Genomic DNA, 23887 nt, shown 5'->3' on the forward strand with positions numbered 1-23887 from the left:
GTAAAAATCGTGCACAAATAAGTAAAAATAATGCTTGATTTTGTGTGTTCACTTGCTTCCGCTTGGATAGTCGCGCATTTATTGCGACAGATCGACAAAATCATACAAATTAGACTCCTTTCCGATGCAAGTAAAGGCTTGTATAATATTAGGAAATGAAGCATCCATAGCTGTGGCCGGATTCCTGACATGATCGGAAATCCGTTTTTTTATGTAGAGACAGGGGTGTATACGATGTATAAAATCGTGATCGTTGATGACGAAGTGGAAGTCAGAGAAGGCATCAAAGAGAGCATCGATTGGGAGCGGCACGGCTTTGAATGTATAGGAGACTACCGAAATGGCAGCGAAGCGTTGGAAGCCATTGCAGAACTTCGGCCAGATCTCGTTTTGTCGGATATCTGCATGCCTTTTATGGACGGAATTGAATTAACGAGGCAGATTCACCTGAATTATCCGTATATCAAGGTAATTATCCTGACGGGTCATGACGAATTTGATTATGCCCAGAAAGCGCTGCGTTTGAAGGTGCATGATTATATCGTCAAACCAATAACAGCTAACGAGCTTCGCCAACTGCTGGATAAAGTCAAAGATGAGATGGATAAGGAAGCTGAAAACCGTGAGAATCTTTCACTTCTGAAGATGCAGCTTCATCAAAGCTTACCTTTGTTAAGAGAACGGTTCCTTGAGCAGTTAGTGGGCGGCACTTTGCGGGATGACCGGGTACAAGAGAGATTCGTGTATTTCAGCTTGCCGCCAATTGCCCCGCCTTATCTGGTTGTTGCGATTGACATCGACGACTTTGATGACACAAAGAAAGAGAAATGGCAAAACGATCCGGAGCTTTTCCGATCCGCAGCCTTTAATATTGTGCAGGAAGTGACGGAGGGGAAAAACGCCATCGTCTTTCGGACGAGGGAGGAGCGAATGGTTGTCATTTTCTCCGGCGAAGCGGAAGAAGGGACTTATGAAACTGCGCTTCATGTATCGGATGTGATTCGATTCTGCATGGAGAAATACTTGAAATTCACAGTCACTGTGGGTGTCGGCACGTTATGCAAAACTTTACATGAGCTCCCGCAATCATATAACGGAGCGATTTCCGCACTGGATTACCGGTTTTTGCATGGGAAAAATAAGGTCATTTCCATCCAGGACATGGAAGGCGCCAAGAAACCGGCGCAGCAGCTGGATATCGAGTGGAATCGCAGGTTTGCAACCTTAATTAAAACAGGGACGCTCGAGGAAGCTCATCTATTGACGAGGCTGTTAATAAGCAATTTAAAGGCATCTTTGATGCCGATAGGAGCTTGTTATCTCCAAATTCAGGCGATTATTATTGCCATTATGACCACCATTCACGAGCTTGCTGGACATGACAGTGCGCATTTTCAAGGCCATGACATTGTGATCAAAGATATTAATCGGTTCAAAACGCTGGATGAGATTGAAGCTTGGCTGAAGTCGATTTGCAGGGAAGCCATTTCGTATATTTCGGAGCAAAGAAACGATCAGACGAAAATGCAAGTTCGGAGCGTAACCGAATATATCGACGAGCACTATTCCGACGAGAACCTTACGCTCGATGACCTCTGCCGCCATGTGCATTTGAGCAGAAGTTATTTCAGTACTGTTTTCAAGCAGCACAAAGAACAAACGATCATGGAATATGTAACGCGGGTCCGCATTGAAAAAGCGAAGGATTTGCTGCAGCATACGGTGCTGAAATCGTATGAAGTCGGGGCGAAAGTAGGTTATTCCGATCCGCAATACTTTAGTGTATTGTTTAAGAAAAACACGGGAACATCCCCTAAGGAGTACCGAGAAAAGCTGTTAAGGGAGAAAATTCAATGAGAAAAGAAAAGGATGTCGGCATGTTTCTTTTTAAATTTAGAAGCATCCAATCCAGTATTTCTGTCGTCTTTTCTTGCTTGATTTTATTTTTGATAACGATTACAAGTTATATTTCCTATCAACTCTCGGCTGACGCGGTAGAAATGAATTCCAAGCACTACATAGCTGAAATTATTCAACAGGTTAATATCAACATTCAATCCTACATAACCAATATGGAAGATATCTCTATGCTGGCCTCCACGAACAAAGATGTGAAGTATTATATTACGGGAAACAGTTTCGTTAGCGAAGAGGAACGCAGACCGTATGAGAAACGAATCTCGGATTTATTTCAATCCATTTTAATCACACGCAAAGATATTGCCTCGATCATGGTTTTTGGATATAACAACCGCTTTGTTTCCGACCGCAGGATTACAAGTTTGAATACGAATTCCGGGTTCGAGGAGCAGCCGTGGTACAAAAACGCGAAAGCGGAAGGCGGCAAATCCGTCATCTCTGCACCGCATGTCCAGAACCTTATCCAAAACGAGTATCGCTGGGTGGTTTCACTCAGCCGGGAGCTAAAGAGTGCAGACGGCATTACGGGAGAGGGCATTTTCCTAGTTGATCTCAATTTGAGTGCCTTGAATGAAATTTGCAGCCATATTAATTTAGGTAAAAGAGGATATGTGTTCATCATCGACAAGGATGGGAACCTCGTGTACCACCCCCAGCAGAAGCTGATTAACAGCAATCTCAAGACGGAGATGATTGATCAGGTGAAGCAGTCCGGCAGCGGCAGCTTTGTTACGGGGGAAGGGAACAAGAAACGGATCTATACGATTCAAGAAACACATTTTGGCTGGAAAATTGTAGGGGTCGCCTATGCCAGTGAGCTGATCGCCAACCAGAATCAAATTAATCTGTCTTATTTTTTATGGACAATTCTAGCTTTAGTCATCGCGTTATACCTCTCCTTTTTCATCTCTCGCCATCTATCCAGACCCATTAAACTTCTCCAGAGCAGCATGAAACAGGTGGAAAAAGGAGATTTCAACATCCGTTCGGAATTTCGGAGCGGGAATGAAATCGGACAATTGGGTCAGACCTTCAATATCATGGTTGGCCGCATCAAAGATTTGATGAATCAAATCATTCAAAACGAAGAAGGCAAACGCAAAAGCGAAATGAAGCTGCTGGAAGCGCAAATTAACCCTCATTTTTTATACAATACACTGGATTCGATTATTTGGATGGCGGAGCGAAAAAAACACGAGGAGGTCGTTCTGATGACTTCTTCGTTAGCCAAGCTGTTTCGCGCGATTATTAATAAAAACAATGAAACCGTCCCGGTTCGAGTGGAAATTGAGCATATCACCAACTATTTGTTGATTCAAACGTTACGGTACAAAGATAAGCTTGATTTTCAAATCGACGTAGATCCCGGGATTCTTGATATTCATATCCCCAAAATTATTTTGCAGCCGATTGTTGAAAATGCGATCTATCATGGCATCAAAAATAGCTTGGAGCCAGGTCTGGTCCACATAACGGGGAAAGAAGACGGGGATACGATTGTTTTTGTAGTTGCGGATAACGGGGTCGGCATGGAGCCGGAGAAGCTGGAGCAGATTTTGAAAATGAAAGATGGCATCGTCCGAGGTATTGGGGTTAGCAATGTTCATGAACGCATTAAACTTTTTGGCCATGAGTTCGGTTTAAGCTTTCGCAGTGAGAAGTGGGAGGGGACGGAGGTTACGATTGTGCTTCCCAAATGTGTCCAGAAAGGAGTGCTAGATGGTTCTTAAAAAGCCCGTGTTCTTGGCCGTGCTGCTCGTCATTGTGATTGGCTTCTTAGTGGTCTACAGCGTGGAGATGCTGCGCATTACGAATCAGAGAAAGTTTGAGATCGCCGTCGTATTGAAAACGAACAGTATTCGCTCGGATTATTGGCAGATGGTGAGTTCAGGGGTAAAGGCGGCAGCCAAGGAGCTGGCTGTCAACATTGAGATTACGGGTCCGTTATCAGAAACGGACACAGCTGGCCAAATTCGTAATTTGGACGAGGCGCTTGTGAAGAAACCTGATGCGATTATTTTGGCAGCGACCGATTACGAAAGACTTACACCAACGGTAGATAAAATAAGAGCGGCCGGCATCAAGGTGATTCTGATTGACTCCCCGATTCAAACGCACGTAGAAGCAAGTCTGATTGCAACGGACAATATCGAGGCGGGTAGAAAGGCCGGAAAAATATTGGCCGGTGGACAAAACGGAAGCTTATACCGTGTTATGACACTCAGCAGCCGGAAAGGCTCCATCGTCGAAAAGGATCGTGAGGACGGCTTTAAAGACGCTATCGCTGACTTTCCGGGTGTTGAATACGCTGGCAATTATGCATTTGACGGGACGGAAGATGGTGCTTATGACAGTGTGAAAAATCTGCTTGCACAGTATCCGGACATTCGAGGGATTGCTGGCTTGAGTGAAACAGCCGCTCTGGGAGCAGCCAGGGCTGTGAAGGAGAAGCAAAGAGTAAATCAAATTAACATCGTCGGTTTCGACAGCTCCATTTATCAGATCAAACTTCTGGAAGAAGGCAGTTTACAGGCAACGATCGTTCAAAAACCATTTAATATGGGATATTTGTCTCTGGAAACGACCGTACAAGCTTTAAACGGGATTAAAGTGAATCCTAAGGTGAATATAGATGCTGTTGTTATCACGAAAGAAAACATGTATACACAGGAAAATCAAGAGCTTCTCTTTCCATTGGTAGAAAAATAGGGGTAGAACGGAAGGGTGAGTCGAACCGGTGAGAAACTTACATAGACGTACAAAAGTATGTTTGCTAGTATTCCTTCAAATGACGACCACGCTGTTAACGGGATGTATGTGGAGAGATGCACGCCTTCCAGTCTCCACCGATCATGAGGCTCAAGCGACTATTTCGTTTGTGGCCCCTGAATATAGCGCGTCTACGAGGCCTTATTTTGAAAATGTCGTAAAGGAATTCGAAGTCAAGTATCCCAATATTAAGGTGGAGCTGCAGGTCATCAATTGGGACATTCTGGACAGTGCGTATAATACAATGATTAGCCGCAATCAGCCTCCGGATTTACTGCTCACGAACATTTACGCACATTTCGCAAAAGATGGACTTCTCAACAACATGGATGAACTTATCTCCCCGGGATTGAAGGATAAATTTTACCCCTATCTGATGGACAGCAGTAAGATGAATGGCGTGCAATATACAGTTCCTTATGTAACAACACTCCGGGAATTGTATTATAACAAAGATATTTTCAATGATGTCGGTCTGACAGAGCCTCCTACAACATGGACGGGTCTAGAAGAAGGAGCACGCCTCATCAAAAACAGGAAGCAAGTAGACGGTTTTGGCGTCGATCTGACAGATAATGAAATATGGGCGTACCTCTCCTATTTCTTCTACGGTGCAGGAGGGGGCTGGATGAAGGATGGCGAATGGACGATTAATTCACGCGAAAATGTGGAAGGATTGACATTCCTCAAGAGTTTGTATGACAAGGGCTTGACGGATCCAGAGCCGGCGATTACGACGCGTGATGAAAAACAGCGAATTCTAGGGAACGGCAAACTAGGTATGCTGATCTCGGGAAATTATTTCGAGGCTGTCGTGCCGCAGGAATTCCCTGGTTTAAAATGGGCCAAAGGGCCGATCCCCGTTAAAGAAGGCCAGACGCCTATGGTGCTTGGCGTACAGGATGTATGGATGTCGTTCAAAACCGATCATACCAATAAGGACGCGTTGTCTAAATTTCTTGATTTTATTTATGAAGACGCCCGGTATGAAGAATTTGTTCTCAGGGAGGGATTTCTGCCTACGATTCGGACGGTGGGGGATAAAATGGCGGCAGATGATACCTTGATAAAACAAAATTTAAATGCGATCAAAAATGCGAAGTTCTACCCGATTAATCATCCGGCGTGGTCTGCGGTCCTTAACGCAACTAGAAATATGGGGCAGACGGTGCTGCTTGGTCAAATGACGCCCAAACAGGCACTTGACAGGCTGCAGCATATCGCGCTCGAGAAGAGTCGCTAATTTTATACATGTTGCACAAAAGTCAGGAAATGATTCCTGGCTTTTGTTTCGTCGTCCAAAAACAAGGAAAAGACAGTACATTTTCACCTATTTACAGTACTAAATTCAATGGTTGTATAGGCGGGAAATTACTATGATTAAAGTGTGTAAAGGAATTGCAAATACCAGAAGCGGACGCTTTCCTGCACGTTGGCTCCGCAAAACTCTTGGGAGGTCTATACGATGATGAAGCCAAAAAAAGCAATGACATGGGGTATGGTGTTATCGACGGTGCTGCTGATAACGGCCTGCGGAAGTAATAACGCGAATACGACTACGGCTTCTGTGAAGCCAGCTGAAAGCGTTAAGCCTGTGGAAAGCGCGAAGCCGGCTGACAGCGCCAAACCGGAGGGAACGAAGCTTGCCGGTGACTTTGAAATTCAATATTTTGTCGGCGGCTATGGCGACGCTTGGTGGAAACAAGCCATTGCCGATTTCCAAAAGCAAAATCCGGACTTGAAGATTAAAGAATCCGCCGGAGCAAAAATTAATGATCAAATGAAGCCACGTTGGCTGCAAGGCAATCCGCCCGATTTCGTTTACATCGACGGAGCTGGCTCTAACACAAGGCAAATGGTAACGGACGATCAGCTTATGGATATTACGGACTGGCTGAAGGATGCCAAAAACGTAGATGGTAAAAAGATTCTCGATCTATTGATCGCTCAGCCGGAAGAATATAAACCAGGTAAAGCCTTCGCCGTACCGCTTGTTTTTGGATCATGGGGCACGTTCTACGATAAAGCATTATTCAAAAGCAAAGGCTGGCAAGCGCCTGCCGACTTCGAGAGCTTCATGGCTTTAGGAGAGAAAATCAAAGCAGACGGTCAAATGAGCGATTACATTCATACAGGGGTGTATCCTTACTACATCAATGGGGGCTTATTGGACCCGACGATTATCGCTATGAACAACTACGATACCTCAATCTTCAAGAAAATTAATGGTCTTGAAAAAGGGGTTTGGAAGAGCGAACCGGTCATGAAGTCACTCGCCAAAATCGTGGAAATGAGAGACAAAGGGCTTATTGATAAAGGGTCTCCGGCGCTGAATCACACCGATTCCCAGTCCCAATGGCTGCAGCATAAAGCAGCATTCATCCCGACAGGCATCTGGGTTGAAAGCGAGATGGCCAAGGATATTCCAGCTGGATTCGAGTTCGGATTCCTGCCTTCCATCGGCCAAGACAAAGGCGGCAAGTTCGTAGCGAACCCTTACACCTCCACAGTGGCTATCGCGAAAAAAGCGAAAAATCCTGACGCAGCCAAAGCGTTCATGCAATTTATTTTCACTGAGAAACAAAGCAAGGCATGGGCAGAGCTTTCCAAAGCTCCTTCCAACATTAAAGCGGATCTGGAAGGTACGAATGCACCGGCTTTAACCAAAGAAGCAGCCAAGTTCTATAACTCACCAAATACCGTTGTTGCACCTGAAATCGTCATCCCGGAAGAACTGGTAACAGCGAGAAACAACGCGACAATTGCACTTACCAAAGGTGAAATTACACCTCAGCAGTGGGCGGATCGCATGGAAGAAGCAACTGACAAAATTCGCTCGAAAGAAAAGAAATAAGTCACCATAAGGATCTGACTGATAAGCAGGGAAGCTTGCCTGCTTCCCCTTATCAGTTGGGATTTTAGATAGGAGGGAAGTATGAAAGAGAGAAAGACAGCTGCAGCTGGCCCGATAGATCGGAAAATGAGTGGTAGAACCGGAACTGCGAAGATGAAGCGGAATATGTTCATTCTTTCCTTTATCCTTCCGACTTTGCTGCTTTATCTCGTTTTTACCGTCTACCCGATGTTCAAAGGGATTTATCTAAGCCTGTTTGATTGGTCGGGCGGTTCGGAGACCTATAATTTTATCGGTCTTGGCAATTTTAATGATATGTTCCATGACAGTGTGATCTTGAAAACCATTCGAAATGACTACATTCTAGTCATCGGCAAAGTCATTGGCTTTATGGTTTTGTCCTTGTTCTTCGCGGTAGCGCTTACTCGGCTCAACATCAGAGGTTCAGGCTTCTATCGGATCATTTTCTTTTTGCCCAATGTGCTCTCCGTAGTTGTCGTAGGGGTTCTCTGGCGGTATGTGTATAATCCGAACCTTGGATTTCTGAATTCTTTTATCTCTTTATTTACGGATAAAAAGTTCGATTTCGCTTGGTTAGGCGATAAATGGTCGATATTCGCGCTTCTGCCGCCTTCCATCTGGGCAGGAATCGGATTTACCATCATTTTGCTCGTCGCAGGCATTCTTAGCATTCCGTCATCCTTGTTTGAATCCGCCGAAATCGACGGCGCCTCGCAGTGGGAGCAATTCTGGCTTATTACTCTTCCTCTTTCGTGGGAGCAGATCAAGACATCCGTGGTCTGGATTGTGATGACGACACTGAACGGCTCATTCGTCATCGTGACGATCATGACCTTTGAAGGCGGAGTTGATAATGCCACACAGGTTATGGGCTCCTATTTGTATTTGAATGCCTTCAAGTTCGGCAAATTCAGCTATGCGTCTGCGATTGGCGTTCTTATTCTGGTTCTTTCTTTGATCACGACAGCGACCCTGCAGAGACTAATGAAGAGAGAAACCATTGAATTAACGTAGAGGAGTAATGGTTATGAGTCAACGTATGATGAATCCGGCATTTCGCGTGTTTTTCAAAGTGTGTCTGATCACTTGGTCCATTTGCATTTTGTATCCGCTGCTCTGGACCATTTTCAGTTCCTTGAAAGATAATCAGCAGTTCTTTATTGGCAAACCGTGGGACTTGCCAAACTTCCCTTTACTATGGTCGAATTTTTCGTTCGTGTGGGGAAAATATCATTTTGGCCAAAATTTTATGAACTCCCTTGTTGTGACAGTAGTCAGCACAGTCCTGGGTGTGCTCTTGTCGGCTACGACTGCTTACGTCATTGCTCGGTTTACTTTTCGAGGAAATGGTTTACTGTACTATTCGTACCTTTCCTATATGATGATACCGACGTTTCTGGGGATCATTCCCCTGTTCTTTTTGTTGAATGATCTTCATCTAACGAACAATTTATTCGGTCTCATCCTAGTCTACATGGTTACTGCCGTGCCGTTTGCGGTTTTTGTCCTCGTCAGTTTTTTTAAATCGCTGCCAAGTGAACTTGAAGAAGCGGCTTCGATTGACGGGGCTTCTCATTATGGCATCTTCTTCCGGATCATGCTTCCGCTTGCCAAGCCGGGATTGATGTCCGTAGCGATCATTACGGTGCTGAATATTTGGAATGAATATGTGTTCGCGCTTGTACTGATCAATGATCCAACCAAATATACGATCCCGGTAGCCATTGCGGTTATGCAGGGGGAAATGCAGTACAGAACGGAGTGGGGCCCCCTCTTTGCAGCCCTGATTATCTCCATGGGGCCGACCATTGTATTCTATAGCATTTTTCAAAAGCAGATTACAGGAGGAATTACGGCTGGGGCATTAAAGGGTTAGCAGCAACATGGTATCCCTCGGTCGTTTAGCCATATGAGGTTGAAAATGAAGAGGAGAGTGTAGGAAGTGAAGACGCTTAAACACGCATTTGGTTTTGTTTTTTGCCTGATGTTCGTCGTAGCCATCATCTTTCTGGGCGGGACCACGACACATGCGGCAGCGGTTGGCGACATCACGAACTTCGAGAAGACGGACGCGAAGACGTTCACCATCACATCGGGCTCCGATAAGGTGAAGGTCATTTTTAATCGCGACGACATGGTTCGAATCTGGCTTGGTGTAGGCGGGAATTTCCAAACGCTAGCGGGCAGAAGCTCGTCTGCACCCAAAGAGCCAATCGTGGTCAAGGAGGATTTCGGCCCGGTCGCTGTGGATTGGACAGATGAGGGCAGCTACTACAAAATCACGACAGGCAAATTTGTTTTACGTGCTTACAAAAGCCCGCTGAAATTCGCAATGTACAAAAGCGACAACACGACCGTTGTTTGGCAAGAGGAGTCACCGTTAAACTACAGCTCATCCTCTACAACTCAGAAGCTTGTCAGAGGTACTGATGAGTACTACTACGGCGGAGGCATGCAAAATGGATTTTTCTCTCACCGGGATAAGACGATCAAGATCGCCAAAAACTTTGGCGATTGGGGCAGCGGTACGGTCTCCAATCCATCTCCGTTTTACTTGAGCACGGCTGGTTATGGCGTACTGCGGAATACGTTCCAAGACGGTACCTACGATTTCGGCAGTCCTGCACAATTGACGCACAATGAAAATCGTTTTGATGCGTACTATTTTTACGGCGATACCATGAAGGACATCCTGAACGGTTATACCGATTTGACAGGCAAACCTTCGCTGATTCCTAGATGGGGGATGAGCATGGGGGATGCGGATTGCTACAACACAAGCAATACTGGCGCGAACAAGCCGAATAAACTGACGACGCCGGATGTTCTGAAGGTAGCGCAAGGCTTCCGCAACAATGACATGCCGGGCGGTTGGCTGCTGCCGAATGACGGTTATGGCTGCGGATATGTGCAGCTGCCGAGCACCGTAGCGCAGCTTCATGATTTGGGCTTTTACACCGGCTTGTGGACGCAAAACGGTCTTGCGAATATCGCCACTGAAGTAGGCGTGGCCGGTACTCGTTTGAATAAGCTGGACGTAGCGTGGGTCGGGCCTGGATACGACTTTGCGCTGGATGCAACGAAGCAGGCGCATCAAGGCGTTGAGAGCAACTCTGACTCTCGCGGATTTGTGTGGTCCGTTGGCGGTTGGGCAGGCACACAGCGCTATTCAACCGTATGGTCCGGCGATCAATCCGGGAACTGGGAATACATCCGCTTCCACATTCCTTCGATGATCGGCGCCGGTTTGTCAGGCATGACCTACGCAACCGGTGACGTGGATGGGATCTTTGGCGGCAGCGCGCAAACTTATGTCCGTGATTTACAATGGAAAGCGTTTACACCAATTCTGATGAGCATGTCCGGTTGGGCTTCCGTGGATAAACAGCCATGGCGCTACGGAGAGCCTTATACAAGCTATAACCGTGATATTTTAAAACTTAGACAGCGTTTAACGCCTTATTTTTACACCTATCTGAATGAAGCTTATGAATCGGGAGCCCCGTTCACGAGAGGGATGGTCTATGAATTCCCGAACGATCCGAATACGAAAAATACATTAACACAGTATCAATTCATGTCCGGGCAGTCCCTGCTCGTAGCACCGGTTTACAAAGATACGACCGTAAGGAACGGGATTTACTTGCCGAAAGGCAAATGGATCGACTACTGGACGGGTGCGGAGCACTACGGTTCCAAAATGCTGGACGAATACAGCGCTCCGCTGAGCCGTGTGCCGCTGCTCGTCAAAGCCGGCGCCATTATTCCGATGTATCCGGAAACGCTTTATGACGGCCAAGTGCCGCCTAATCCGATAACGTACGATATCTATCCTTACAAAACTTCATCTTTCACAATGTATGAGGATGATGGGGTAACGAGAGAACACCGCAATGGCAAATTTGCGAAAACATTAATTACTTCCATCGCTCCGGAAGCTGGAACCGGCGATTTGAAGGTTCAAGTAGGAGCAAGCATTGACGATTACAACGGCAAGCTGGCGGCACGCACCAATCAATTCCAAATTCACATGCACGTGAAACCGGCTAGTGTGGCTATTGGTGGTTCCGCTTATACGGAGCGTGCAAGTAAAACGGAGTTGGCGGCATCAGCAAGCGGCTGGTATTTTGATGCGGCAGATAAAGGCGGTATCCTCTATGTGAAAACGCCGGATATGCCGTCGAATCAAGGATTTGAATTGAAAGTAGCCGGCTTTGAAGCGGATATGACACCATTGACCGATGCAGCGGTCATTACACTTCCGGAGCCGGATAACGACCCAACGAAAATCCCGCAAGGAGACATCGTGGCAACAGCGACAAGTACAGATGCGACTTCTCCTTTAGCGAATGCGCTTGACGGAAGCACGGAAACGGTGTGGAGTACGAAACTGGACGGCAGCGCACCATTGCCACAGTCCATTACACTGAATTTAGGCACCAAATTCTCTGTGAATAAACTGAAGTACCTGCCAAGACAATATCTAGGCACGGATGGCATTATCACAGCTTATAACATCTATGTGAGTACAGATGGAACCAATTATACGAAGGTAACCAGCGGCACATGGAATGCGGATAAGCAGGAAAAAACCGTGACGTTCCCTACCACTGAAGCGCAATATGTCAGATTGGAAGCAACAGCTGGCGTTAATGGTTTTGCGGCAGCGGCTGAGCTAAATGTGTACCGGGATGGGACTGTGCCTGTACCTCTGGCGATTCCGAAAAATCAGCTGAAGGCTTCAGCGTTAAGCTTCCAGCCGGGCAGCGAAGCGTCCAAAGCCATTGATGGCGACGCCAACTCCGTCTGGCACACGAAATGGGATGGCTCAGACAAATTGCCGCAATCGATTATTGTTGATTTGGGCAAGGTGCGCAACATTAGCCAATTCCGTTATGCACCGCGTACGGACGCTGGGAATGGCACGATTCAAACCTATAATCTGTATGTCAGCACCGACGGCACGAATTATACAAAAATTAGTTCGAGTTCTTGGACTCGAAATAATATCAAAAAGTATGTTCAATTCGAAGCGGTTGACGCTCGTTATGTGAAGTTAGAGGCTGTAGTCGCCGTAGGCGGGTTCGCCTCAGCATCTGAACTTGATGTGTATGAAACTCCGCAGGCACCGCCAAGCTTGGGGGACATTCTGAAAGGTAAACCGGCATCGGCAGACAGCTCGGACCCTTCCTTCGCGGCAAGTAACGCCAATGATGGCCAAATGGATACGATGTGGATGGCGGGTGATACGAACGCTAACCATGTATGGTCCGCTGATTTGGGCAGCATGCATGCTATCCAAGGGCTGGAGATCGCCCTCGGACAAAGCGATAAAGTATACAAATACAAGCTGGAAGTCCGTGAAGCGGGCAGCAGCAATTGGATTCAGGTTCTAAACCGTATGAACAATACGGAAGCAGCGCCAGTCCTCAAAGATACGTTTGGCAGCCAAGGACGTTATGTGAGAATTACGATTACAGGACTGCCTGACGCGAATACGAAGGCTAGCATTGCGGACGTGAAGCTGATCGGCTTGCCGATCGTCGGAACAGCGCCGGTAACGGGCATTACGCTTGATCGTTCGGCGATGACGATGAATGTGCTTGATGCACCTATTGCCTTGGAAGCGACTGTCATGCCTCTGAATGCAGCCAACACAGGCGTGACTTGGAGCACAAGCAACCCTGCGATTGCCATGGTAAATGAGAACGGAGTCGTATCTGCGAAAGGAGCAGGAACAGCTACGATCACCGCAACTACGGCAGAAGGCGGTTATAAAGCTACGGTAGATGTTACGGTAACGGGACAAACCGGTTTGGTAAAAATCCCGCAAACACAAATGACGGCGACGGCTGCAAGCTTCCAGGCCGGTAACGAGCCGAACTTGGCGATTGACGGAGATCCGACCACTTGGTGGCACATCAAATGGTTTAACGTTGATCCGCTGCCACAATCGATCGTTTTGAATTTAGGCGGAACTAACAAAGTTAGCAAATTGGAATACACGCCTCGTCAGGATGCCGCTAATGGTACAATTACCGCTTATAACGTATATGTCAGCGACGACGGCAATCAGTATACGAAAGTTGCGAGTGGAGCATGGCTGCAAAATAACAGCCTGAAAGAAGTGAATTTTGCACCCGTTTCTGCTGCATTCATCAAGCTTGAAGCAACGGCTGGCGCAGGCAACTTCGCTTCTGCTTCAGAGCTGAATGTGTATAGGGTGGTTGTAGTACCGGTGCCTACTTTGCAAACCATCGCTTTTGATGCAGCAAGCTATGAAGTGCAGCAAGGGCAATCCAAACCTGTTAAGGTTACTGCACAGTATTCGGACGGAACTAATCAAGATGTGACAACTGCATCCGTGTTGGAAATTGGCAATACGCTGCTGGCTACGCTAGCAAACGGTACGATCACGGGTGTTTCCCAAGGGGAAACGGTCGTTACGGCAACGTATGGCGGGAAGCAAGCGTCTGCACCTATCAAAGTAACAGTGGTTGCCCCACAAGCTCCATATACAACATTAACGGGAAGTAGTTCCAGCATTCAAGGCGGACAGTCGCTCCAAGTCGCTTATGGCGTTAACAATGTGGCGCAGCAAGCTTATGCGGAAGATATCACATTAACCTATGATCCGAATGTCATGGAATTCGTATCGGTGGAGCCGGTGTATCCGAATCTTAGCATCGTGCGAAAAACGAATGATGGATCGGGTAAAATTCGTTTGATCACCGCCAGCCAAGGCGCAGGTCACGCCGTAACAGGCAATGCGCAATTGTTAAAGCTTACTTTTAACTCCAAATTGACTTCTACGGCTATTACGACCTTCATTGAAGTGACGGACACTACGCTTGGGAATGAGCTGGGTAACGAGATCAAAGCGTTAAATTCGTCCCTAAGCGTTCAAGTAACACCAATTCCTGCCGGCACTCCTGGCGATTTGAACAACGACGGAAGAGTGTCGATCGGCGATTTGGGCATGCTGGCAGCTAACTACGGTAAAAACACGTCAAGTCCGGATTGGGCGAGCATTAAACACTTGGATTTCAACAATGACGGAGAGATTGAAATTTCCGATCTGGCCTTTATTGCTTCGAAAATCATGGAATAAACAGAGAAAGGAGACCCTTGCCAGATTCATTGAGGGTCTCCTCTTTTGGGACTATTTTCGTGCATATAGCGGCCGTTGTGTTCGAAAGACTTAGGAAGTGAAGTATTAAAAGCTGAAAAAATACGAATGTTAGGAACTTTTGTCGAAGGTATTGCGATCGCTAATTATCTCGAATAAACTAACAGGTTAATAGGTTGTTATTGTGTGTATTTACATTGTTTTTGTTTTGTAAAATTTAGTTTAAGTACTTGTCATTTGCCCTTCTCTCGCATAAGATCACAGAGTAACAAGTTGTTATTTTGTGTTTTTGTATTGTTTTAGTTTTGTGAACGTGCTGGCAAGCAGCAAAAACTATTACTTTATTTCGGGAGGATGTCCAAGTGAAAGTAACGTTAAAGCAAGTTTTCATGTCCACGTTAACAGCTACGCTTTTAGCAACTTCCAGTTTGTCGGTTACGCTGCCATTTATGGCGGAAACCGCCTATGCCGCAGTCGTTGCTTCGGACTTTGCGCTTCAATTGAAGTTTGAGGACAATGCTGTCGACAGCTCCACAAACGCAACCAATGTCACAGCAGCGGGGAATCCAATTTATGTGGCCGGAAGAGAAGGGAAAGCACTCAATCTCAACTCGACAAGTGCGAACAGGCAATATCTGAATCTGGGCAAGCCGGCTAATCTGCAATTCGGCACAGGTACAAATTTTACATTAGCGTTCTGGGTGAAGTCACCTGGTGTAGCTAATGATCCGCCGGTTATTGCAAATAAAAACTGGGCTAGCGGCAGCAATGTAGGTTATGCCCTATCTCTACAGCCGAATAATAGTTTGAAATGGAACTATAACACGCAGGGTGGGTCGCGAGCGGATGCGGAGATTCCGAATGTAGCTGATGGGAAATGGCATCATATCGTCGTCTCCCATGATCGAACGACTGGACGAGCGGATTTCTATAAAGACGGAGTACCGGTAGCCATTTCGGTGAAAACGGGCTCGTTATATCAAAGCATATCGAGCAGTATGAATATTGCCGGCAGAACGGGAACGATTGATTCGGGATTGTCCACGATGATCGGCAACGATGGCACAGGGAATTACGAGGTAAGCACGTTTGACATGCAAGTGGATGAAATGCAAGTCATTAAACGAGCTGTCACTGCACAGGAAGTCGGGGATATGTTCAATAGTGCGCCTCCGATAGAGGTGAATGAAAACTTTAAAGGTTCGTTGAACTTGATTGGCGCTGAACATGCCGTACAAGGGAGTACATTCCGGGTTAATTTGGATCTGCGCACGCCAACGATGAGCACGGCGGTGGATAAATCAGTCATTGAACTCGCTTATGACAGCAACTTATTCGAGTTTGTAAATGCAACGAACGCTGTATCCGCAGATACATCCACGTCTGGAATCGTGAAGTTGATTATTCCTGGAGGCATCGTTTACGGCCAAACAAATCCGCTTGAATACAGCAAATCGAGAATTTCTGAAGTGTTTTTCAAAACAAAAGGGGCTTCCGGGCAAGGGCAAATTCAGATAAGCAAAGCAGAGTTTTATGCCGGCACGACCAAAATGCTGAATGAAATGTTGAATACGCAGCCGGAGACGGTTCAAATTCATCCGAAAGCCACGGAAGACTTGAATAAGGACGGCGTTGTCACGGTTGGCGACCTTGCCCTTGCACAAGGAAATTCCGCCGAGTTACAGAGCTCAATTGCCAGCAATGCGCAATACGTTCCGTATAAAAGGGTTGTCGTTATCGGCATGGATGGCGGCGGTTTGTCCGTGATGCCCAATGCGCCGTATTGGGAGACGCCAAGCTCCCTGAAGGAGCAGGTCGGCAATAGGCAGATTGCACCTAACCTGCGTAGTCTCATTGAGAAAGGCGCTGTCAGCTACACAGCCAAAACGACACTGCCATCCAGCTCATCCCCGAACTGGGGCGCTATGTTGAATGGCGTTGACTTTAGCAAACATCAAATCAACAATACGGAAAGCGGACTCTATTATTATTCGGAAACCTCTCCATATCCGTCCGTTTTCAAAAAGGTACGAGAAGCATTGCCGAACAAGAAAATGGTCGCTTTCGCGCAGTGGAAAAACATTTTGGACGGGCATATCGAACCGTCTGTGGGCGTTGAAGTTGGAACAGGAAACGATGAAGCGGACGCAGCTGCTTTCGCGCAATATGTGGCTAGCGGTAAAGCGCTCGATACATCGCTTATGTTCATCCAATTCGACGATATGGACCATGCGGGACATGGTATTGGCTTTTACACGAAGCAATATTATGAGCAGCTGACGAAGACGGATCTGAACGTAGGAACAGTTGTCAACGCGCTGCGAGACAAAAACTTGCTGGATGACACCTTGATCGTCATGCTGCCGGATCACGGCGGAGGTACGGAGAACGCCAATACGACGCTGGGAAGCGCGACTTCACACGGACAGGATTCTCCGCTGGCGACAACGATTTTCTTTGCGGCAAATGGAAGAACGGTGGCAACCGATGTGGGCAAGGAGAAAGTTTTGCAAGGTGGAACGACCAAGGATTTGGCTGCCACGGTGTTGAAGGCGCTGGGCATTAACGGAACCATCGGTGATTCCCAAGGGATTAACGGCATGTTCGTGGCACAGAAGGATCAGAACAAAGCGGATGCGCCTAATTTACAGCTGACGAAAGTGGTAGCGCCGACAACACAGCAGCTCAAGTATTATGAGCTGGCTGTCAGCAATACGGTGTCTCCTGCCAAAGCGATGGACATTGTCGTTGCAACGAACGGGCTGAACGTAACGGCGGTAGAATCCGTTCAAGAAGGTGTGAAGGTGATTCGTAGCGACTCCGCTAATGGACAAACAAGAGTTGTGTTAAGCGCAGACAACGGCATTACACCGGATGCAGCTTTATTGAAGATCCAAGCGACAGCGCAAGACGTGTCTGCTACCGCTTCATTGGAAACAGCCGTAGTTGCCAATGCGCAAGGACAAGAAGCTCTCCCGAATCTAAAGAGTGCTGTGCGCGAGGATACATCCGTGCAAGTTCCAGTTACAGGTTTGCAGCTTGATAAATCCACAACAACGGTAAAACAAGGGCTGACAACAGCGTTGACGGCTACGATAATGCCAGTGAATGCGAGCAATAAGAATGTCACTTGGAGCAGCAGTGATACGACGATAGCGAGCGTGGAGAATCAAGCGGGTAAAGGTATTGTAACCGGAATTAAATCAGGGACGGTAACGATCACAGCCACAAGCGTTGACGGCGGTTTTCAGGCGACAAGCCAAGTGACTGTGGAAGCAGGCGTACCTTCCAGTGCGGAGACGACGCTCAGCAGTGTTTCTTCTGTCACGCCAGGCAGTGAATTCGTTGTTCGTTTAGGACTGAACAATGTGACGAGTCAAGTTTATGCCGAAGATTTTGTGATCAATTATGAGGATAGCTTGTTGGATTTCGTGTCGGCCAAGTCGGTGAAAGATAAAGTAAGTCTAGTCGTTACGAAGAATACGTCAGGTAAATTACGGCTTATTCTAGCTAGCGAAGGGGCAGGGAATGCGATTACGGGAGAGACAGCGCTGGTCGAGGTCACCTTCCGGGCAAAATCGATCTCACAGTCGGCTTCCGCAGCGATCACGGTAGCAAGCGCTATGCTCGCTGACAGCACGGGCACGGAAACGGCAGCAGCAGTATCGTCCGTTGGAGTGAATATAACAGTGGGCACTTCAGGCGATATTAACCATGACGGCAGAGTGAGCATCGGTGACCTTGCTTTTGCAGCTGCGAATTATGGTAAATCAACAGCAAGCCCAGATTGGCAGGATGTGAAGGCAGCCGATGTAAGTGGCAATGGCGTCATTGACATCGATGACCTCGCAGCGATTGCAACGAAAATCATCCAATAATTGAACATGCAGAGATCAGAGGAGAGCCTTTAAAGAGCCTTTCTCTGATCTCCTTTTTAACCTCTTTTCTCAACGTGCGTGAATGTTTGTAGGTTCTGATACAAAATGTGTCATCATTTTACAAAAACTCATGTTTTCAGAAAAAAATGTCGAATCCATTGTGCTAAACAAGTAAAGAAATTAAACGAAAAAGTAAAGATAATGCACACGATTTGGACAATACGTACTGTATCATATGGAGAAGAAAATCGCTTCTCATACGATACAAAGGAGCCGTGAATCATGCACTTTATTAAAACGTTTAAACGCACTGTTTCTCTGGGTGCCGTTGCGCTTTTGGCCGCCAATGTGGTGAATGTTCCTCTTGGGAACAGCAGCCAAAAAGCCTATGCGGCAGTCATTCCTTCGCCATCAGCCATCCCCACGGTAGTAAGTACCTATGTGGTAGCTGACAAAGCGCAAATCGCGACGCTCGGCGAGCAAGTTCAGTTAAAGATAATGGCTCGCATGAGCAATGGAACGGAAGTTGAATTGAAAAAGACGACCGCTTCCAACTCGACAGACCCTGAGCTCACCAGCGTTCATTATACGTCAACCGTACAAGGTGTAACGATTGATGATACAACAGGCATTTTGACGTACGATGGCTCTGCGGGCAATGTGCCTGTGGATGTTAAAGCGGACATCAAATATTTGGATGTGAAATATTTCGAAGGTTTTGAAAGCGGGAATATCGGCAGCTTTACCTACGACCCGAGTGCCACGACAACGACCTCAACGGCGGTAGTGGCCAAAACAGGCGCAGGCATTCCAGCGCATAGCGGCACGTACAGTGCTAACCGTACTGGACCAACAACGAATACCGTAAGAGTTGATATGGGCGCAGCGCTGAATGGTGTAGTTACAGCATGGTTTTATAATGGATCTGCTGGGGCTGCTTCTCCTTCTGACCAATCCAGAAACAATATCTATGTCGGGACAAAAACGACATCTGGAGGCGTGAATGTATCAGCCGGCCTGCTCATGGGAGAACATTGGGACGGTGCCACGGGTTCGGGGACTAAGTTTATTACGAGATTGATGAGTTCATCGTTTTCTCCTACGTCCGTAAATCGTGGAACAATGCCAGCATGGCATGAGTTCAAATGGGATCTGACTTCGGGCACGGATGCCAAAATGTACATAGACGGGAATTTGGTTGGTACAACTACAGCGGAAACGAAATATCAATACGTCGCTCTACTGGGCAATTGGTTGCCCAATAATGCGGTAACTTACTACGACGATATCAAAACAACACAGCTTGGAACCAGTACCTCGACAACCCTGTCGATCCCGGTTACGACCGCTGATTTGGAAGGATTAACAGTAGCAGGTCAAGGTGGAGCGGCAGTAATTACAGCAGATGCAGGTACATTACAAATGACAGCTGCTGCAAATCCGGCCGGCGCACCTTCCATGGTCACATGGAAAGTCGAAAATGCAGACGGTACGCCAACGAACCTCGCAGAGATTTCGGCAGCAGGTTTATTGTCTGCGAAGGGGAATGGGACGGTCAAGGTAACGGGGACTTCTACGGTTAAGCCGGAACTATCTGATAGCGCTTTAATTACAATCACAGGCCAGTCGATTAAAGCAGCAGCTATCACAATCCAAGCGCCAGCAGGAGCAACAAGCTTTACAACGCTTGATCCTGTTTCACTGAGCGCTGAAGTCATACCGGTTGGCACGGCGGATCCAACGGTGAGTTGGGCGATCCTGCAAGGGGCGGATGTCGCAACGATTTCGAGCGCGGGCGTTCTAACGCCAGTCAAAGCAGGTACCGTGCAAATTCAAGCGACAGCCAATGATCCTAGCGGTGTGAAAAGCAATATTTTGCAGCTAACGTTCAATGTTAAAATGACCTCCCTGACGGTGACAGGAGCAGGCGGGGCGACAGAAATCACTTCGCGTGCCGGACAACTTCAAATGGGAGCGACCGCTTTGCCTGGAGGAGCGCCAACGACCAATGTAGCTTGGACGGTAGAGAATGGAACCGGAAGTGCTTCGATTAGCAGCACCGGCTTGTTGACAGCCGTAGACAATGGTTCCGTAACGGTCAAAGCAACGGCGCAAGACGGCAGCGGTGTCGTCGGGCAAACGAACATTCAAATTTCGGGTCAAGGAAGCCATACCTTCTATGTCAGTTCCTCCACAGGCGATGACACGAATGATGGATTAAGATCAGCTACACCATGGAAAACCTTGAATAAAGTCAGCGGCACGACATTTATTCCCGGCGACAAGATTTTGCTCAAAGCCGGCGATTCATGGGATGGTCAATTATGGCCGAAGGGTTCAGGAGCGGAAGGTAATCCCATTATCATCGACCAATATGGCACAGGCAACAGGCCTATGATTAACGGCAAGGGGAATAATTTCGATCAAACGATTTACAACTCAACCACGACCTACAACTCAGGAGCTGTTTTTCTGAAAAATCAGGAATACTGGGAACTCAACAATTTAGAAGTAACGAATGATGACAATTTTGCGGTTGAAAATAACGATTCTGCTGCGCTTCGTGCGGGTATTTTCTTTACCATCGATGCCAATGAAAGCGATCGGGTGTATAACCACATTTATATCCGCAACTGTTATGTTCATGATATTGACGGCAACAACAATGCAGGTCCTAAAGAAAATGGCGGCATTATCGGCGTCGTCAAAGGAACGGCTCCAACAAGCCAAGTGACTAAGGCCAGATTCAATGATGTGAAGGTTGAAAATAATACGATTCGCAAAGTCGATCGCGTTGCCATTCGTGTTGCCGCTCATGCGAACTACGTTGGCGATGATTCTTTCTCAACGACAGCCACATTTAAATATGGCAATTGGAACACGGGCTTTTACATTGCCCACAACACGATGGAGGATGTAGGCGGCGACGGGATTATTTTACGGGATACGGACGGGGCAGTACTGGAATATAACTATTTGAACAAATTCGGTACGCGGGTTGCGAGCAGCAATGCCATTGCAGGAATTTGGCTGGCAGTCGCCAAGAATACGCTCATTCAGTTCAACGAGGTTACGGGAGGCCCTGCGAATAATCAGGACGGATGCGCCTTTGATTTCGACGAATTCCTGATTAATACGGTTTATCAATACAATTACAGCCATGACAATCCGATGGGCTTTATGCTCCTGATGGGAACCAATGAGAATGATGTATTGCGTTACAACGTCAGTCAGAACGACGGCATTATCTTCAGACACTTTGCATTTGACGAGAAGACAACGGGCTCTATTTACAATAATGTGTTTTATTATGATGGCAGTAAGAACCAAATTATGGGTTCAGGCAACACGGTGAAAAGCGGTTATAGCTTCTATAATAATATTTTCTATAACAAGAACACGACGACACCAACGAATTGGCTCAATAACAGCTGGAGCAATGCTTTATTCAGCAACAATGTGTTCTATGAAGCGGGTGGCGTTCATCCTGCGAATGAGCCTAACGATGTCAACAAGGTGACTGCTGAACCTAAGTTTGTGAATCCAGGTGGTGCAGGAGCAGGTTTGGCTTCAGCCAATGCATACGAGCTGCAACCGGACTCGCCTGCGATTAATGCAGGGATGGCGATAACGAATAACGGCGGTAAAGATTATAAAGGCAATTCGTTATATCAAGGATTCGCGGATATTGGAGCTTTCGAATACCAAGGCGACACAACGGGAGAGAATCACCGTCCATTGATTTCGAATGCGAAATACAGCGTGAAAGTAGACCGTCCTGTTACAGGCAAGCTTTCTGCAAGCGACCCTGATGGCGATCAGCTGCAATTTTCAATCGTAAGCAACGGGTCTTTAGGTACGGTTCAACTGTTGAATAATACGACAGGCGATTTCATCTATACACCTAACCCAGGCGCTACAGGGAATGATAGCTTCACGTTCAAAGCATCCGATGGCTTGCTCGATTCTAATATCGGAACAGTAACGGTAGCGATTGCGCAGTCGAACTTGCTCCAAAACGGCGGTTTCGAAGCCGGTACTACAACGCCGCCTCCTGGCTGGACTTCATTTTATGGTACGGGAGCCGCCATTATCAGCGATCCTGCCCATGTGCATTCTGGCAGCAATGCTGTGAAATTCATGAGCAACAATTCTGGAGCTGAACAAGTGGTAAGCGGTTTGACGCCGAATACGAACTATGTAGCCAGAGGTTGGATTAAAGTTATGGATGCTGGAAATACGCAAAGCATCGGCGTCAAAAATTATGGCGGCAGCCAGATTTCCAAATCAATCAGCACACTGGATTACTCAGAAGGTAAAATCATTTTCAAAACAGGAGCTGCAAATACATCGGCCAACATTTATTCATGGAAAAATACGAATGCAAGCAATGATGGAAAAGTAGCGTACATCGACGATTTCTCCCTCTCCTTATATGAGAGCCCTACAGCCGTAAGCTCAGCTGTCAACACCGTGCAAGACGCTGTTTATACCGGCAGCTTATCGGTCAGCCGTTATGATGGGGATAGCCTGACGTATGCGATTGCCGTTAATGGCACGAAAGGGACAGCGGTAATTACGGATCCGGCAACAGGTGCGTTCACGTATACACCGAACCCGGGCGCAACGGGAATAGATTCGTTTACGTTCAAAGCCAATGACGGTATAGCCGATTCTGAAGAGGCTGTTATTAAAGTAAATATTGCAGCTTCACCGATGACGCTCTCGACAGAGCTAACGGGAGGAGGCAGCGTTCAGTCCGGCGAACCGTTCATAGTCACATATGGTTTGAAAAGCGTAGCAACAGCGGCATTGGCTCAAGATGTGACCGTTCAATATGATGCCAATGTGATGGAGTTTGTTTCTGCAAAATCCGTGATTGAGGGCGTCACTATTATCGAACCGATCACGCAATCAGCAGGCAAGCTGAGAATGATCATCGTAAGTCAAGGTACAGCTCATGCGGTTAGCGGTAACGCGCTTGTGGCGGAGCTGACCTTCCGAGCGCAAGCCGTCACGCAAAATACGACGGGTACCGTTACGGTTCCGAAGGCTGTTCTCGGGGATGCACAAGGAGGAGAGGCGGAAGCAGCGGCTTCCAGCTACAGCGTATCCATTATTGCACCGACTCCAGGCATGCCGGGCGATCTCACGAATGATAGGAAAGTGACGATTGGCGATTTGGCTATTGTAGCAGCTAACTATGGCAAAGATACGAACAGCCCGGATTGGGAGCAAGCGAAAAAAGCAGACGTTGTGGCCAGCGGTAAAATCGATATTGATGACCTAGCGTTTGTAGCATCCAAAATAGAGTAA

At 47.1% G+C, this 23887-nt stretch carries 10 protein-coding genes; all 10 read left to right on the top strand.

Annotated elements, in window-relative coordinates:
• Nucleotides 1-234 precede the first annotated feature (234 nt).
• The 10 genes from PCH02S_RS01225 (at nt 235) to PCH02S_RS01270 (ending at nt 23887) form a co-directional block, all read left to right on the top strand.
• Nucleotides 235-1857, top strand: a complete 1623-nt coding sequence (locus PCH02S_RS01225) for a response regulator (protein WP_127449258.1) — start codon at nt 235-237, stop codon at nt 1855-1857.
• Nucleotides 1854-3650 (top strand): cache domain-containing sensor histidine kinase, encoded by a 1797-nt coding sequence (locus tag PCH02S_RS01230; protein ID WP_127449259.1) that lies wholly within the window; start codon nt 1854-1856, stop codon nt 3648-3650. The genes PCH02S_RS01225 and PCH02S_RS01230 overlap by 4 nt, the downstream gene beginning before the upstream one ends.
• Complete coding sequence (locus PCH02S_RS01235; protein ID WP_127449262.1) at nt 3640-4629, top strand: substrate-binding domain-containing protein; 990 nt, start codon at nt 3640-3642, stop codon at nt 4627-4629. Before PCH02S_RS01230 ends, PCH02S_RS01235 begins: the two co-directional genes overlap by 11 nt.
• Nucleotides 4630-4657: 28 nt before the next feature.
• Nucleotides 4658-5932, top strand: a complete 1275-nt coding sequence (locus tag PCH02S_RS01240) for an ABC transporter substrate-binding protein (protein WP_127449264.1) — start codon at nt 4658-4660, stop codon at nt 5930-5932.
• Between the two features lie 222 nt (nt 5933-6154).
• Nucleotides 6155-7543, top strand: coding sequence for an ABC transporter substrate-binding protein (locus tag PCH02S_RS01245; RefSeq protein ID WP_307719918.1), 1389 nt, complete (start codon nt 6155-6157; stop codon nt 7541-7543).
• A gap of 81 nt (nt 7544-7624) precedes the next feature.
• Nucleotides 7625-8578, top strand: coding sequence for a carbohydrate ABC transporter permease (locus tag PCH02S_RS01250; protein WP_127449266.1), 954 nt, complete (start codon nt 7625-7627; stop codon nt 8576-8578).
• 13 nt (nt 8579-8591) lie between these two features.
• Entirely contained in the window at nt 8592-9440 is an 849-nt protein-coding gene (locus PCH02S_RS01255; RefSeq protein ID WP_127449268.1) for a carbohydrate ABC transporter permease, read from the top strand.
• A 66-nt stretch (nt 9441-9506) separates the two neighbouring features.
• Entirely contained in the window at nt 9507-14675 is a 5169-nt protein-coding gene (locus PCH02S_RS01260; protein ID WP_127449269.1) for a discoidin domain-containing protein, read from the top strand.
• A gap of 380 nt (nt 14676-15055) precedes the next feature.
• Complete coding sequence (locus PCH02S_RS01265; protein WP_127449271.1) at nt 15056-18571, top strand: LamG-like jellyroll fold domain-containing protein; 3516 nt, start codon at nt 15056-15058, stop codon at nt 18569-18571.
• 282 nt (nt 18572-18853) lie between these two features.
• A complete protein-coding gene (locus tag PCH02S_RS01270) occupies nt 18854-23887 on the top strand; it encodes an Ig-like domain-containing protein (protein WP_127449272.1) in 5034 nt (1677 codons plus the stop codon).

Source organism: Paenibacillus chondroitinus NBRC 15376 (assembly GCF_004000765.1).
In the GTDB taxonomy this organism is placed as follows: domain Bacteria; phylum Bacillota; class Bacilli; order Paenibacillales; family NBRC-103111; genus Paenibacillus_E; species Paenibacillus_E chondroitinus.

Coding starts and splice junctions, on each gene's coding strand:
- PCH02S_RS01230 (WP_127449259.1), top strand. CDS start 1,854: ATGAGAAAAGAAAAGGATGTCGGCATGTTTCTTTTTAAATTTAGAAGC.
- PCH02S_RS01225 (WP_127449258.1), top strand. CDS start 235: ATGTATAAAATCGTGATCGTTGATGACGAAGTGGAAGTCAGAGAAGGC.
- PCH02S_RS01235 (WP_127449262.1), top strand. CDS start 3,640: ATGGTTCTTAAAAAGCCCGTGTTCTTGGCCGTGCTGCTCGTCATTGTG.
- PCH02S_RS01255 (WP_127449268.1), top strand. CDS start 8,592: ATGAGTCAACGTATGATGAATCCGGCATTTCGCGTGTTTTTCAAAGTG.
- PCH02S_RS01250 (WP_127449266.1), top strand. CDS start 7,625: ATGAAAGAGAGAAAGACAGCTGCAGCTGGCCCGATAGATCGGAAAATG.
- PCH02S_RS01245 (WP_307719918.1), top strand. CDS start 6,155: ATGATGAAGCCAAAAAAAGCAATGACATGGGGTATGGTGTTATCGACG.
- PCH02S_RS01270 (WP_127449272.1), top strand. CDS start 18,854: ATGCACTTTATTAAAACGTTTAAACGCACTGTTTCTCTGGGTGCCGTT.